The sequence below is a fragment of the Streptomyces sp. OZ13 genome (assembly GCF_052068155.1).
GTDB lineage: Bacteria > Actinomycetota > Actinomycetes > Streptomycetales > Streptomycetaceae > Streptomyces.
In genome coordinates this window covers 666,452-680,110 of the sequence record NZ_JBQHCZ010000004.1, presented here as the reverse complement: position 1 = coordinate 680,110, position 13,659 = coordinate 666,452, and the positions used below count along the sequence as shown (strand labels likewise).

Genomic DNA, 13,659 nt, shown 5'->3' with positions numbered 1-13,659 from the left:
CGGCACACGCAGAGCCTTGGCACGGCACGCCTGCTGACCCTGTCACGGCCGCCGGACAACAGCGGGATGGTGCCCTGGCTGCCAGGGCACCAGCCAGCACGCAGGGACCTGGCACGGCACGCCTCGCGGCCCTCGGCCCGGCAAGGCACCAGGCGGCACACGCGCGGCGCGTCGCGGCACGCGAAAGGGGCGGGCCCCGGACCTTGTGGGTCCGGGGCCCGCCCCGTCACGTCAGCCGGCCCGGCAGGGCCGTTACGCGTCCTTCGACAGGTTCGGACCGGTGCCACCGGCCGCCTGCTCGATCGGCGGGACGTCGGGCAGAGCCGACTTCTCCTCGCCGCGGAAGGTGAACTTCTTCTCCTCACCCTCGCCCTCGGTGTCCACGACCACGATGTGACCGGGGCGCAGCTCGCCGAAGAGGATCTTCTCCGACAGGATGTCCTCGATCTCGCGCTGGATCGTCCGGCGCAGCGGCCGGGCGCCCAGGACGGGGTCGTAGCCCTTCTTGGCGAGGAGCGACTTGGCCGTGGCGCTGAGCTCGATGCCCATGTCGCGGTCCTTCAGACGCTCGTCCACCTTGGCGATCATGAGGTCGACGATCTGGATGATGTCTTCCTCGGTGAGCTGGTGGAAGACGACCGTGTCGTCGACACGGTTGAGGAACTCGGGCCGGAAGTGCTGCTTCAGCTCTTCGTTGACCTTGACCTTCATCCGGTCGTAGTTCGACTTGACGTCGCCCTGGGCGGCGAAGCCCAGGTTGAAGCCCTTGGAGATGTCCCGGGTCCCGAGGTTGGTCGTCATGATGATGACCGTGTTCTTGAAGTCCACGACGCGGCCCTGGGAGTCGGTCAGACGACCGTCCTCCAGGATCTGCAGAAGGGAATTGAAGATATCGGGGTGGGCCTTCTCGACCTCGTCGAAGAGGACGACGGAGAACGGCTTCCGGCGGACCTTCTCGGTGAGCTGGCCGCCCTCTTCGTAGCCCACGTATCCGGGGGGCGAACCGAAGAGACGGGAAACCGTGTGCTTCTCGCTGAACTCCGACATGTCGAGGGAGATCAGCGCGTCCTCGTCACCGAAGAGGAATTCGGCGAGCGTCTTGGAGAGCTCGGTCTTACCCACACCGGACGGGCCGGCGAAGATGAACGAGCCACCGGGGCGCTTCGGGTCCTTCAGACCGGCTCGCGTACGGCGGATGGCCTGCGAGAGGGCCTTGATGGCGTCCTTCTGCCCGATGACGCGCTTGTGGAGCTCGTCCTCCATGCGCAGCAGACGCGAGGACTCCTCCTCGGTCAGCTTGAAGACCGGGATGCCGGTGGCGGTCGCGAGGACCTCGGCGATCAGCTCGCCGTCGACCTCGGCGACGACGTCCATGTCGCCGGCCTTCCACTCCTTCTCCCGCTTGGCCTTCGCCGCCAGCAGCTGCTTCTCCTTGTCGCGGAGCGAAGCTGCCTTCTCGAAGTCCTGGGAGTCGATCGCGGACTCCTTGTCGCGGCGGACACCGGCGATCTTCTCGTCGAACTCGCGCAGGTCCGGCGGCGCGGTCATCCGGCGGATGCGCATCCGGGAGCCGGCCTCGTCGATCAGGTCGATCGCCTTGTCCGGCAGGAAGCGGTCCGAGATGTACCGGTCGGCCAGGGTGGCGGCCTGGACCAGCGCCTCGTCCGTGATGGAGACCCTGTGGTGGGCCTCGTAACGGTCGCGCAGACCCTTGAGGATCTCGATGGTGTGCGGCAGCGACGGCTCCGCGACCTGGATCGGCTGGAAGCGGCGCTCGAGCGCTGCGTCCTTCTCCAGGTGCTTGCGGTACTCGTCGAGCGTGGTGGCGCCGATGGTCTGCAGCTCGCCTCGCGCCAGCATCGGCTTGAGGATGCTCGCGGCGTCGATCGCACCCTCGGCGGCGCCCGCACCCACCAGGGTGTGGAGCTCGTCGATGAACAGGATGATGTCGCCGCGGGTGCGGATCTCCTTGAGGACCTTCTTCAGGCGCTCCTCGAAGTCACCGCGGTAGCGGGAGCCGGCGACCAGCGCGCCGAGGTCCAGGGTGTAGAGGTGCTTGTCCTTGAGGGTCTCGGGCACCTCGCCCTTGACGATGGCCTGCGCCAGGCCCTCGACGACCGCCGTCTTACCGACGCCGGGCTCGCCGATGAGGACCGGGTTGTTCTTGGTACGGCGGGACAGCACCTGCATGACCCGCTCGATCTCCTTCTCGCGCCCGATGACCGGGTCGAGCTTGGACTCACGAGCGGCCTGGGTGAGGTTCCGGCCGAACTGGTCGAGGACGAGGGAGGTCGAAGGAGTGCCCTCGGCCGGGCCGCCTGCCGTGGCGGCCTCCTTGCCCTGGTATCCGGAGAGCAGCTGGATGACCTGCTGCCGCACCCGGTTGAGATCGGCGCCCAGCTTCACGAGGACCTGGGCGGCGACGCCCTCGCCCTCGCGGATCAGGCCGAGCAGGATGTGCTCGGTGCCGATGTAGTTGTGGCCCAGCTGAAGAGCCTCGCGGAGCGACAGCTCCAGGACCTTCTTGGCACGGGGCGTGAAGGGGATGTGACCGGACGGGGCCTGCTGGCCCTGGCCGATGATCTCCTCCACCTGCTGGCGGACCGCCTCGAGCGAAATCCCGAGGCTCTCCAGGGCCTTAGCGGCGACACCCTCACCCTCGTGGATAAGGCCCAGGAGGATGTGCTCGGTGCCGATGTAGTTGTGGTTGAGCATCCGGGCTTCTTCCTGAGCCAGGACGACAACCCGCCGCGCGCGGTCGGTGAACCTCTCGAACATCGTTAATCGCTCCTCAGAGCGGTCAGGCAGTAAGGGGTCGGTCCCCTCCCTGTCCTTCCGCAGCTTAGTCCCGCAAGCGGGGACCGCTCATTCCAACTGCCGACACCCGTCTGTGGCCTCCTGACCCCTGAACGCCGACAACTGCTCCAACCCGATGGTGCGAGACGATGTTCCCGCAGGCCAGGCAGTTACCCCCACCGCCACTACGCCGATGGCGAACGTGAGACTGCCCTGCGAGCGTGTCGCCCCTCCCCACTAGGAATGTCTTACCCGCTGCCACCGACAGTCCATGCAGCGTGCACCCCGTCCCTCAGCTACGGGCGAACAACCTTGCGCCGTTCCGTGCGTGTGCGCGCCCCCGAATCCGCCACGTTGAGCAATGACTCCGACACAGTGCGTAACCATCATCGGGCCTGCGGAGTTTGCGGAACATGCCCTTCACCGTGCCGTCCCCCCGCGCACCCTTCGAGTGCGGCGCCGCGCAGTGGTACCGCAGCGAACTCGGCTGGGCGGCGACGGAGGGCAGTCCCGTGCTGCTCACGACGGGGGTGCGGTTCGATGTGCTCGACCTGCCGGCGGACGCCGGAGCGGCGGTGCTCCGCCGGGTCGCCCGCACCGGGCCGGTCGCGCTCATGGGGCAGAGAATGCGGCTGCTGGTCGCTCCGGGAAGCGCGGAGGAGCTGCCGGGGCTGCTCGACTGGCTGGAATGGGGCGGTGTCGATCTGGACCTGACCGCCCTCGGCACGGGCGGAGCGATGACCGCCCCGCCGCCGCCCGGGCGTCCTGGTACCGGTCGGGCCGCCATGTGGCTGCGGCCCCCCGCGCCGGGGCGCGAGGCACAGCTGCCCGCTCTCGCCGGCCTCGGGGGCAGTGGGGATGCCCCCGATCTCGTACGGCTGGTGGACACGGCGGCCACCGAGTGCCACCGCGCCCGGCTGACGCGTACGGCGCGTACGAATACGCGACGGGCGACGAGTCAGCCGTTGGCCTTCTCGTAAGCCTCACGGACCGTCGCGGGGACACGGCCGCGGTCGTTGACCTCGAAGCCGTTCGCCTTCGCCCAGGCGCGGATCTCGGCGGTGTCCTTGTTGCCGCCCGTCGTCGCACGGCCCTTGCCACGCCCGGTCGCCGCACGGCCACCGGTACGCCGGCCGTTCTTCGTGTACGGCTCGAGCAGACCCCGGAGCTTGTCCGCATTGGCGGTGGTGAGGTCGATCTCGTAGGTCTTGCCGTCCAGTGCGAACGTCACCGTCTCGTCCGCCTCGCCGCCGTCGAGGTCGTCGACAAGAAGGACCTGAACCTTCTGTGCCACCGGGATTTCCTTTCATCGAAAATGCAGTACGCGGAAAGGAAACCGCTTTTCCTTGGAAAACACAAACCCTTGACAGAGGTTCAGAACCGCGAGAACGCGGGAAACGTGCGCGATTCGGACATAGGGATCCGGGGCTCTAGTGGCGATCACAGGTGCAGAAGCATCCGGCTGTTGCCCAAGGTGTTCGGCTTCACTCGTTCGAGACCCAGGAACTCGGCGACACCCTCGTCATAGGAACGCAGGAGCTCGGCGTAGACATCGGTGTCGACGGGCGTCTGAGTCTCCCCGATCTCGACGAAGCCGTGCTTACCGAAGAAGTCCACTTCGAAGGTGAGGCAGAAAACTCTGCGCACTCCCAGCCTGCGCGCGGTGGCCACCAGCTTCTCGAGAACCTGGTGTCCGATGCCGTGGCCCTTGAAGGCCGGGTCGACCGCGAGAGTGCGCACTTCCGCGAGGTCCTCCCACATGACGTGGAGAGCGCCGCAGCCGACGACCAGGCCGTCCTCGTCGCGTTCCGCGACCCAGAACTCCTGGATGGCTTCGTAAAGAGTCACCGTCGCTTTGTCGAGCAGGATGCCTTCACCGACGTACGGGTCCACGAGCCGGCGCACGTCCGGCACATCGCCGGTCCTCGCGCGCCGGACGGTGAAGGCATTTGCTGCGGCATAAGGCATGGACCCGACGCTATCGCTCCGCTGCTCCGGGGTCCTCGGCGGCCTCGTTGCCCTGAACGAGACGCACTGCGGCTTGCAGCGACTCGCGCTGCTCGGGGGACATCATGCCGAAGAAGGCGACAAGAGCCGCTGCGGGGTTGTCGCTCTTGGACCAGGCTTCGTTCATCAGTGCGGCCGCGTAGGCGGCGCGGGTGGAGACCGCTCTATATCGATAGGCCCGGCCCTCGACTTCCCGGCGGACCCAGCCCTTCTGATGGAGATTGTCCATTACCGTCATGACGGTGGTGTAGGCGATGGACCGTTCCTTCTGGAGGTCTTCCAGGACTTCCCTGACCGTCACCGGCCGGTTCCATTGCCAGATGCGTGTCATGACGGCGTCTTCGAGCTCTCCCAATTGGCGGGGCACACCACCACCATAGTGGGAGATCCGGGATCAACTGCCCTTTGACGTGACAAAAAGGACGCACGGCGGGAATTCCACCGTGCGTCCTCGGCCGTCGGGGACGGCCCTCAGTTGTCGCGTCCGGTCTGCGGACCGGACTCCGTCCGGGCCAGCGCCGCGTCCACGGCGGCGTCCTCCTTGGCCTTGTTCGGACCGCCCTGGCTCTTGACGATCGTCACGACCAGACCGATGAAGAACACGGCCATCACCACGGGAGGCACAAGCGCGGAAACATAGTCCATGCCGTCCAGGGTAACTAGCCGACGGCCCACTGCTCCGGCGGGGGCACGGGCTTACGGCGCGGCGGGAACACCTCGGAGGGCTTGGGCACGGGGCGCTCGTCCGGCGCGGGCGGCTTCGGCTGTGGCTGCGGTTGCGGCCTGGGCTTCGGCGCGTCGGCGGCACGGCCGCCGGGGAGCGCGAGGAGCCGGGCACGCCGGGGCGCCTGGGCGGGCGCCGGGACGTGGACGACGCGGCCGGCGAGCCGGTCGCGCACCGACTGCTCCGCCAGGCCCTGACAGCGTCGCAGCACGGCCGCGGCGGCCGGATTGCCGCGCAGGGCGCGCAGAGCCGCCAGATCGTCCGGGCGGGGGTCGTAACCGGCGGCGAGGGCGTCCTGGAGGCGCTCCAGGTAGCTGGTGGCCGTGCCGGGCAGGGCGTCGCGGTAGCGGGCGAGGTCGGCGACGAGGAACGCACGCAGCCGGCCTGCCTCGCGGACCGCCTCATCGACGGAGTCGGCCAGGCGCAGACATTCCCGGACGTCGTCGTCGGCCAAGGGGACGGGGTGAAGGGCGACGGCGAGGGCGCGTCGGAGCACACGCAGCTCGTCCGCACCGAACGCCATGCCGCCACGGGATCCGTATGGCGTGGGCATGTCCCGACAGTACGTCCTAATTGCCCAAAATCCGCTTAATGCCCGCCCGTGGGCGCGGCGTGGCTCCACGCGGTCCCGGGGGTGCGGCCGGGCGTTGCCCGGGCGCACCCCGGATCACGTCACCGCGTCCCCGCCCTCCGATTCAGGCCCGGCGACGGCGCAGGAGCAGAGCGGCTCCCAGAGCCACGGCCACGGCCGACGCCGTACCGATCAGCACGAGCGCGGAGGTACCGGTGGAGGCCAGCTTCCCGTTCGGCGATCCCGCCGCGGCGGAGGGACCGGCGCCGGTCGCCGGCGCGGCCGAGGCGCTCGGGCTCGGGTTCGGGCCCGGCGAGGCGCTCGGCGCCGGAGACGGGCTCGCCGAGGGAGACGCGTCACCGGTCACCTCGAGCCTCACCGGAACGGTGTTGTTCGACAGGTCCGGGTCGTTCACACCGTCCGGCAGCACCAGCGTCAGAGTGCCCGGCCTGCCCTGCTCGGGCTTGCGGTCGATGTGCACCCGCAGGACGTTGGAGTAGTTGTTCAGCCCGCAGCGGATCGGCTCGTCCGCGGAGCGCCCGGCGGCGCAGTAGCCGATTTCCGAAGGATGGCTGCCCGGTTCGGGCGTAGCGAGGGACACCCCTTCGGGGAGGGTCACCACAGCCTGACGCACATACGTGTCGCCGGCGTTGTCGGGCCCCAGGTTGCGGGGGACCGGCAGTTCGACCTCCGCGTAGCTGCCGACCGCACCCTCGAGGGTCACCCCGGAGGCATCGCCCGGTGCATCCCCGCCATGGAGCGACCAGTCGGTCGTCCACTCGCCCTCCGTCACGAACGGCAGTTGGCCGCCCCCCGGGCTCAGCGTCCCGATGTCCACGGGCTTCAGACCGAGCACACGGCCGTTCCCTTTCGGTTCACGACGGTAGTCCGTGTATTCGAGCGGGTTCCCGACGGGACGGACGCTGTAGCCGTAGGCCCCCTTCACACGGCGCTTCGTCTCGGTGACGGCATCGAAGTCGCCGTCCGTCTCGTACGCCGTGCCCGGCGTCAGCGGGCCGGGGAACTCGCAGTGGGCCACGGCCTTTCCGTAGTGGCAGTTGCTGTACCTCTCCCCCGTGAAGTCGAGCGCGTCGCCCACCGCGACTCTCATCACCACGCCGGTCGGCATCTCCACCTGGCCGGCATTGCCGAAGGCAGGGGTGATGGCGGGCAGCGAACCCCGCTCCGATTCCGGCACCGTGTACGGGGCATGGGACCGGTAGACCGGCTGGTGCTCCCCGATGAAGACACGGGTCGACCTGGTCAGCGTGCCGGCGTTGTCACTGGTGACCGTGACCTTGATCGGTCCGGCCTCGCCGATCTCCGCTCCCGCGACCGCCTTGATCCTGAACGGCGTCACATAGGTGCGCTCGTAGAAGTCCCCCTGCGGGCAGGTGACAACATGGTCCTGCCGTGTGCAGCGGTGTCCGAGGCCGGAGAGGGTGACCTTGCCCTTGAGGGCGGACGCGTCGTAGACGGCCACCACGTTCTTCGCGTCGCGCTCCTCGCCGCCTCCCGGCTGCCGCACGGCGATGATCGTCTGGAAACGGTTGTTGACGTCGGTGCCGTCGGGCCGCGCGAAGTAGGACTCCTGCGCGTCCATTTCGATCAGCGTGACGTCGTTCGCGGCCTGGGCGGCCTGGGCCGGCGCGCCCAGGGCCGTGCCGAACAAGGCCGTCGTCGCCAGAGCCGCCAGCAGGCCGGCCTTGCGTCCGCTCATGTTGTGTTTACCCCCTCCACGGGCGGACCGGTGCACCGCCCGCGGAGCAAGACCCCTGTCGGGCAGGAAGGGTTGTACGGTCACCCGCGGGCCGCCCGGACGTCACCGGGCGGGCCTCACATGCGGGAGACGTTGCGCTCGTACACCAGCCGCAGTCCGATCAGCGTCAGCCACGGCTCGTGCTCGTCGATCGCCGTCGCCTCGCCGAGGATTATCGGGGCGAGACCGCCCGTCGCGATCACCGTCACGTCGTCCGGGTCCTCCGCCAGCTCGCGCTTCATCCGCTGGACGACACCGTCGACCTGGCCGGCGAAGCCGTAGACGATGCCGGACTGCATGGCCTCCACGGTGTTCTTGCCGATCACGCTCCGCGGGCGGGCAAGCTCGATCTTGCGCAGCTGCGCGCCCTTGACGCCGAGCGCCTCGACGGAGATCTCTATGCCCGGAGCGATCACACCGCCGGTGTACTCGCCCCGTGCGCTGACCGCGTCGAACGTCGTCGCCGTACCGAAGTCGACGACGATCGCGGGGCCGCCGTAGAGGTCCACCGCGGCGACCGCGTTGATGATGCGGTCCGCGCCGACCTCCTTCGGGTTGTCCATCAGGATCGGCACGCCGGTCTTGATGCCCGGCTCCACCAGGACCGCCGGGACGTCGCCGTAGTAACGGCGGGTCACCTCGCGGAGCTCGTGCAGCACGGAAGGGACCGTGGAGCAGATCGCGATGCCCTCGATGCCGTCGCCGAGTTCGTCGCCGAGCAGCGGGTGCATGCCCATCAGGCCCTGGAGCAGGACGGCGAGCTCGTCGGCGGTGCGCCGGGAGTCGGTGGAGATGCGCCAGTGCTCGACGATCTCCTCCCCGTCGAAGAGGCCCAGGACGGTGTGGGTGTTGCCGACGTCGATGGTGAGCAGCATCAGCTCTCGACCTCGCGGAGGTCGAGGCCGATGTCGAGGATCGGCGAGGAGTGCGTGAGGGCGCCCACGGCGAGGTAGTCGACGCCGGTCTCGGCGTACGCGCGGGCGTTGTCGAGCGCGAGCCGGCCGGAGGACTCCAGGACCGCGCGGCCCGCGACGACTGTGACGGCCTCCGCCGTCGCGGCCGGGGTGAAGTTGTCGAGCAGGATCAGGTCGGCGCCCGCGTCCAGGACCTCGCGCACCTGGTCGAGGGTGTCCACCTCGACCTCGATCGGGAGGTCCGGGAAGCGGTCCCGCACGGCCTTGAAGGCCGCCGCGACGCCGCCGGCCGCGATCACGTGGTTGTCCTTGACGAGCGCGGCGTCGGACAGCGACATGCGGTGGTTGACGCCGCCGCCGCAGCGCACCGCGTACTTCTCCAGGGCCCGCAGGCCGGGCGTGGTCTTGCGGGTGTCGCGGACCTTCGCCCTGGTGCCCTCGAGGGCGTCGGCCCAGGCGCGGGTGGCCGTGGCGATGCCGGAGAGACGGCACAGGATGTTGAGTGCGCTGCGCTCGCCGGTCAGCAGGTCGCGGGTGCCCGCGGTGACGGAGAGGAGCTTCTGGCCCGCCTCGACGCGGTCGCCGTCCTCGACGTGCCGCTCCACCTCGAACTCGGTGGTGCAGACGATCGACAGGATCGCCTCCGCGACCCGCAGACCGGCGACCGTGCCCGCCTCACGGGCGGTGAAGTCGCCGGTCGCGACGGCGTCCTGGGGGACGGTCGCGACGCTCGTCACGTCGACGCCGCCGTCCAGGTCCTCCTCGATGGCCAGGTGCGCGATGTCCTCGACCTGGACGGGGTCGAGCCCGGCCTCGGCGAGGAGCGTGGCGAGCGCCGGGTCCAGACCGCACTCGTAGACCTCTTCGGCGCAGCCGCAGTCGTCCCCGCAGCCGCCGCCGGCCGGGGCGCCGATCTGGATCAGCGGTACGTCCACGGGGCTCGGGCGTTCATCGGGCGTGCTCACGGTTACGGCTCCCTGGGTGCGTCGGGGACGGACAAGGTATCGGTGGACGGGAAGGCTGTCCCGTCGGTGTGCCGGACGACGAGCCGGCGGTCCGGCGCGAGCCGTACGACGAGATGGCGGCGCCACTCGGCGTCGTCGCGCTCCGGACGGTCCTCGCGCCAGTGGCAGCCTCGGGTCTCCTCGCGCTCCAGGGCGGCCGCGGTCAGCACGCGGGCCACGCACAGGAGGTTCGAGGTCTCCCACGACTCGACGCCGGGCTCCGCCGTCTTCCCGGAGCCTTCGCGCTCCTGCACGGCGGTCACGTACACCGACTCGAGGGCGGCGGCCGCAGCGGCGAGCGACGCCGCCGAGCGCAGCACGCCCGCGCCGTGGGACATGATCCGCTGGATCTCCGCGCGCTCCTCCGGGGCGATGAGCGGCAGCAGGGAGGGCTCACGCGGCGCGGCGGGCGGGACGGACGGCCAGGGCCGCCTGGCGGCGATGTCGGCGGCGATGCGCTCCGCGAAGACGAGCCCCTCGAGCAGCGAGTTGGACGCGAGGCGGTTGGCGCCGTGGACACCGGTGCAGGCGACCTCGCCGCAGGCGTAGAGACCGGGGACGGTGGTGCGGCCCTGCAGGTCCGTGCGTACGCCGCCGGACGCGTAGTGGGCGGCGGGAGCGACCGGGATCGGCTCGGTCACCGGGTCGAAGCCGTGGGCCCGGCAGGCGGCGAGGATCGTGGGGAAGCGCTGCTCCCACATCTCGGCGCCGAAGTGGCGGGCGTCCAGGAGCATGTGGTCGGCGCCCTGCTCCTGCATGCGGCGCATGATGCCCTTGGCGACGATGTCGCGCGGGGCGAGCTCGGCCAGTTCGTGCTGTCCGACCATGAAGCGGACGCCGTCCGCGTCGACCAGGTGGGCGCCCTCGCCACGTACCGCCTCGGAGACCAGCGGCTGCTGGCCCTCGCTGTCCCGGCCGAGGAACAGCACCGTCGGGTGGAACTGCACGAACTCGACGTCCGAGACCTCCGCGCCCGCGCGGAGCGCGAGCGCCACGCCGTCGCCGGTGGAGACGGCGGGGTTGGTGGTCGCGGAGAAGACCTGGCCCATGCCGCCGGTGGCGAGCACGACCGTCGGGGCGTGGACCGCGCCCACGCCGTCGTGCTGGCCCTCGCCCATGACGTGCAGCGTGATGCCCGCCGTCCGCCCGTCCGCGTCGGTGAGCAGGTCGAGGACCAGGGCGTTCTCGATGGTCCGAAGCCCCTGGTCGCGGACCGCGTCGACCAGGGCGCGGGAGATCTCGGCCCCGGTCGCGTCGCCACCGGCGTGCGCGATACGGCGCCGGTGGTGGCCGCCCTCACGGGTCAGCTCGATCTCGCCGGACGCCGGGTCGGTGTCGAAGTGCGCGCCGGTGGCGATCAGCCGGCGCACGGCGTCGGGCCCCTCGGTGACGAGGGCCCGCACCGCCGCCTCGTCACACAGGCCGGCACCCGCCACCAACGTGTCTTCCAGGTGCTGTTCCGGGGTGTCGCCGTCGCCGAGCGCCGCGGCGATACCGCCCTGCGCCCAGCGCGTGGAACCGTCGTCGAGGCGGGCCTTGGTGACGACGACCGTGTCCAGACCGGCCGCCGCGCAGCGCAGTGCCGCCGTGAGCCCGGCGACACCCGAGCCGACCACGACGACATCCGCGTCGATGGCCCACCCCGGGGCGGGGGCGGTCAGCCGTATTCCGGTCACTTGGCGGCTCCGTCGTTCAGGGCGGTCCCGGGATGCGCGGTCCCGAAGTCCAGCGGGATGTTGTCGATGAGGCGGGTCGAGCCGACCTTGGCCGCGACGGCGAGGACCGCCTCGCCCCTGTGGTCGTCGGGCACCTCCTCGAAGGTCGCCGGGTCGACGAGTGCCACATAGTCGAGCGCCAGCGGCGGCTTGGCCTTCGCCGCCTCGTCCAGGACGGTCCGGGCCGCGGCCCGGACGGCGTCGGCGCCGACGGGCGGCCATGCCTGGGCCACCGCGTGCGCGTCCGCCGCCGCGCGGGCCTCGCCGAGCTTGGAGAGCGCGGCGGCGCGGGTGGGCGCGGCCGGCACCGCTTCGGCCCTCGCGTGCAGTGCCTGCTGGGCGGCGAGCCGGTCGGCCGCCGCGAACAGGGCGCGGGAGAGGGCCAGGGCGGTGTGTCGCTCGCCGGCGGACAGGTAGCGGTTGCGGCTGGAGAGGGCGAGGCCGTCGTCCTCGCGGACGGTGGGCACGCCGACGATCTCGACCGGGAAGTTCAGGTCGCGCACCATCCGGCGGATCAGGGCCAGCTGCTGGGCGTCCTTCTGCCCGAACAACGCCACATCCGGGCCGGTGAGATGCAGCAGCTTGGCGACGACGGTGAGCATGCCGTCGAAGTGGCCGGGGCGGGTCCGGCCTTCGAGACGCTCCCCCATGGGGCCTGCCGTGATGCGGACCTGCGGCTGCCCACCCGGGTAGACCTCGTCGACGGACGGGGCGAACACCACGTCGGCGCCCGCCTCTTCGGCGGTCCGGAGGTCGGCGTCGAGGGTGCGGGGGTAACGGTCGAGGTCCTCGCCCGCGCCGAACTGGAGGGGGTTGACGAAGACCGTGACGATGACGAAGCCCTTGGGGCCGACGCGCTCACGGGCGGTACGGATCAGGGAGGCGTGTCCCTGATGGAGGGCGCCCATGGTCATCACGACGGCGGTGCGGCCGGGGACGGCGTGGTGCTCCACCACGTACCGCAGGTCCTCCCTGGTCGGTACGAGCTCGAAGGCGCGGCTCATCGGAGGTCCCCCTCGGCCAGCACGCCCAGCAGGTCCTCCGCGAGCTCCGGCTTGAGCATGCCGTGCGCGAGGGCGCGGTCGGCGGTCGTACGGGCCATCGCCAGATAGCCGGCGACGGCGGCGGGAGCGTGTTTGCGCAGCTCGGCGACGTGCGCGGCGACGGTGCCCGCGTCGCCCCTGGCGACCGGCCCGGTCAGGGCGGCGTCACCGGAACGCAGGGCGTTGTCCAGCGCGGCGCCGAGAAGGGGGCCGAGCATCCGGTCGGGGGCGCCGACGCCCGCGGCGCGCAGCAGCTCCATCGACTGGGCGACCAGCGTGACGAGGTGGTTCGCGCCGAGCGCGAGGGCCGCGTGGTAGAGCGGGCGGTTCTGCTCCTCGATCCACTCGGGCTCGCCGCCCATCTCGATGACCAGCGCCTCCGCGGCCAGCCGCAGCTCCTCGGGCGCGGTCACGCCGAACGAGCAGCCGGCCAGCCGCTGCACGTCGACCGCCGTGCCGGTGAAGGTCATCGCGGGGTGCAGGGCCAGCGGCAGCGCCCCGGCCCGCAGCGCGGGCTCGAGCACCTTGGTGCCGTACCGGCCGGAGGTGTGCACGAGCAGCTGCCCGGGCCGTACGGCACCGGTCTCGACGAGACCCTCCACCAGGCCGGGGAGCGCGTCGTCGGGCACGGTCAGCAGCACCAGCTCCGCGCGGGCCAGCACGTCCGCGGGCGTCACCAGCGGGACGTCGGGGAGCATGGCGGCGGCACGGCGGACGGAGGCGTCGGAGACTCCCGACGCGGCGACCGGCCGGTGACCGGCGAGTTGCAGGGACGCGGCGAGCGCGGGCCCTACCCGGCCCGCTCCGACCACGCCGACGGTCAGCCGGGCGGGGCGGTCCCGCGGGTCGAGCGGTTCCTGTGGTGCTGTGGGATTCACGCGGCGGTGCCTTCCGTTCCAGTCCGCACGGGTACCGGACGATTTCTCGTCCACGATGCTACGCCAGCGTTTCCGGCGCCCCGCAGTTGTCCACAGGCTGTGGGCGATGATCGGACCGTGACGGACACGAACGGAACGAACGAGTACGGCAAGCAGGCGGAGCCGGACGACCGGGACCACCGGACAGAACCGGACGTCCCGGACGTCCCGGACGCCGCGGACGGACAGAACGGGCAGGACGCCCTGGA

Annotated in this window: 13 protein-coding genes; 1 reads left to right on the top strand and 12 read right to left on the bottom strand. The window is 70.9% G+C overall.

Going from position 1 to position 13,659, the window contains the following annotated elements:
- Positions 1–252 precede the first annotated feature (252 nt).
- Positions 253–2,778, bottom strand: coding sequence for an ATP-dependent Clp protease ATP-binding subunit (locus ACTMTU_RS13365; RefSeq protein ID WP_441263672.1), 2,526 nt, complete (start codon positions 2,776–2,778; stop codon positions 253–255).
- A gap of 431 nt (positions 2,779–3,209) precedes the next feature.
- Here ACTMTU_RS13365 and ACTMTU_RS13360 point away from each other — a divergent pair, with 431 nt between their 5' ends.
- Positions 3,210–3,776, top strand: coding sequence for an SCO3374 family protein (locus ACTMTU_RS13360; RefSeq protein WP_441263671.1), 567 nt, complete (start codon positions 3,210–3,212; stop codon positions 3,774–3,776).
- Here ACTMTU_RS13360 and ACTMTU_RS13355 read toward each other — a convergent pair.
- The 11 genes from ACTMTU_RS13355 to ACTMTU_RS13305 form a co-directional block, all read right to left on the bottom strand.
- On the bottom strand, positions 3,755–4,090 hold the full coding sequence (locus tag ACTMTU_RS13355; protein ID WP_005314111.1) for a histone-like nucleoid-structuring protein Lsr2: 336 nt from the start codon (positions 4,088–4,090) through the stop codon (positions 3,755–3,757). The two genes, ACTMTU_RS13360 and ACTMTU_RS13355, sit on opposite strands and share 22 nt — an antisense overlap.
- Before the next feature lie 146 nt (positions 4,091–4,236).
- Positions 4,237–4,764, bottom strand: coding sequence for an amino-acid N-acetyltransferase (locus ACTMTU_RS13350; RefSeq protein WP_005314113.1), 528 nt, complete (start codon positions 4,762–4,764; stop codon positions 4,237–4,239).
- Positions 4,765–4,774: 10 nt separating this feature from the next.
- Entirely contained in the window at positions 4,775–5,170 is a 396-nt protein-coding gene (locus ACTMTU_RS13345; protein WP_005314115.1) for a BlaI/MecI/CopY family transcriptional regulator, read from the bottom strand.
- Positions 5,171–5,274: 104 nt separating this feature from the next.
- On the bottom strand, positions 5,275–5,448 hold the full coding sequence (locus tag ACTMTU_RS13340) for a hypothetical protein (protein WP_189470355.1): 174 nt from the start codon (positions 5,446–5,448) through the stop codon (positions 5,275–5,277).
- A gap of 14 nt (positions 5,449–5,462) precedes the next feature.
- A complete protein-coding gene (locus tag ACTMTU_RS13335; protein WP_441263719.1) occupies positions 5,463–6,050 on the bottom strand; it encodes a hypothetical protein in 588 nt (195 codons plus the stop codon).
- 172 nt (positions 6,051–6,222) lie between these two features.
- Positions 6,223–7,818, bottom strand: a complete 1,596-nt coding sequence (locus tag ACTMTU_RS13330; RefSeq protein ID WP_441263670.1) for a hypothetical protein — start codon at positions 7,816–7,818, stop codon at positions 6,223–6,225.
- 116 nt (positions 7,819–7,934) lie between these two features.
- Positions 7,935–8,732, bottom strand: coding sequence for a type III pantothenate kinase (locus tag ACTMTU_RS13325; RefSeq protein ID WP_441263669.1), 798 nt, complete (start codon positions 8,730–8,732; stop codon positions 7,935–7,937).
- Entirely contained in the window at positions 8,732–9,736 is a 1,005-nt protein-coding gene (gene nadC / locus ACTMTU_RS13320) for a carboxylating nicotinate-nucleotide diphosphorylase (protein ID WP_441263668.1), read from the bottom strand. The genes ACTMTU_RS13325 and nadC overlap by 1 nt, the downstream gene beginning before the upstream one ends.
- A 2-nt stretch (positions 9,737–9,738) precedes the next feature.
- On the bottom strand, positions 9,739–11,451 hold the full coding sequence (locus ACTMTU_RS13315; protein WP_441263667.1) for an L-aspartate oxidase: 1,713 nt from the start codon (positions 11,449–11,451) through the stop codon (positions 9,739–9,741).
- Positions 11,448–12,494 carry a pantoate--beta-alanine ligase gene (gene panC, locus ACTMTU_RS13310; RefSeq protein ID WP_441263666.1) on the bottom strand — a complete coding sequence of 349 codons (1,047 nt, stop codon included), beginning with the start codon at positions 12,492–12,494 and terminating at the stop codon, positions 11,448–11,450. The genes ACTMTU_RS13315 and panC overlap by 4 nt, the downstream gene beginning before the upstream one ends.
- Positions 12,491–13,411, bottom strand: a complete 921-nt coding sequence (locus ACTMTU_RS13305) for a Rossmann-like and DUF2520 domain-containing protein (RefSeq protein WP_159689047.1) — start codon at positions 13,409–13,411, stop codon at positions 12,491–12,493. Before ACTMTU_RS13305 ends, panC begins: the two co-directional genes overlap by 4 nt.
- Positions 13,412–13,659 lie beyond the last annotated feature (248 nt).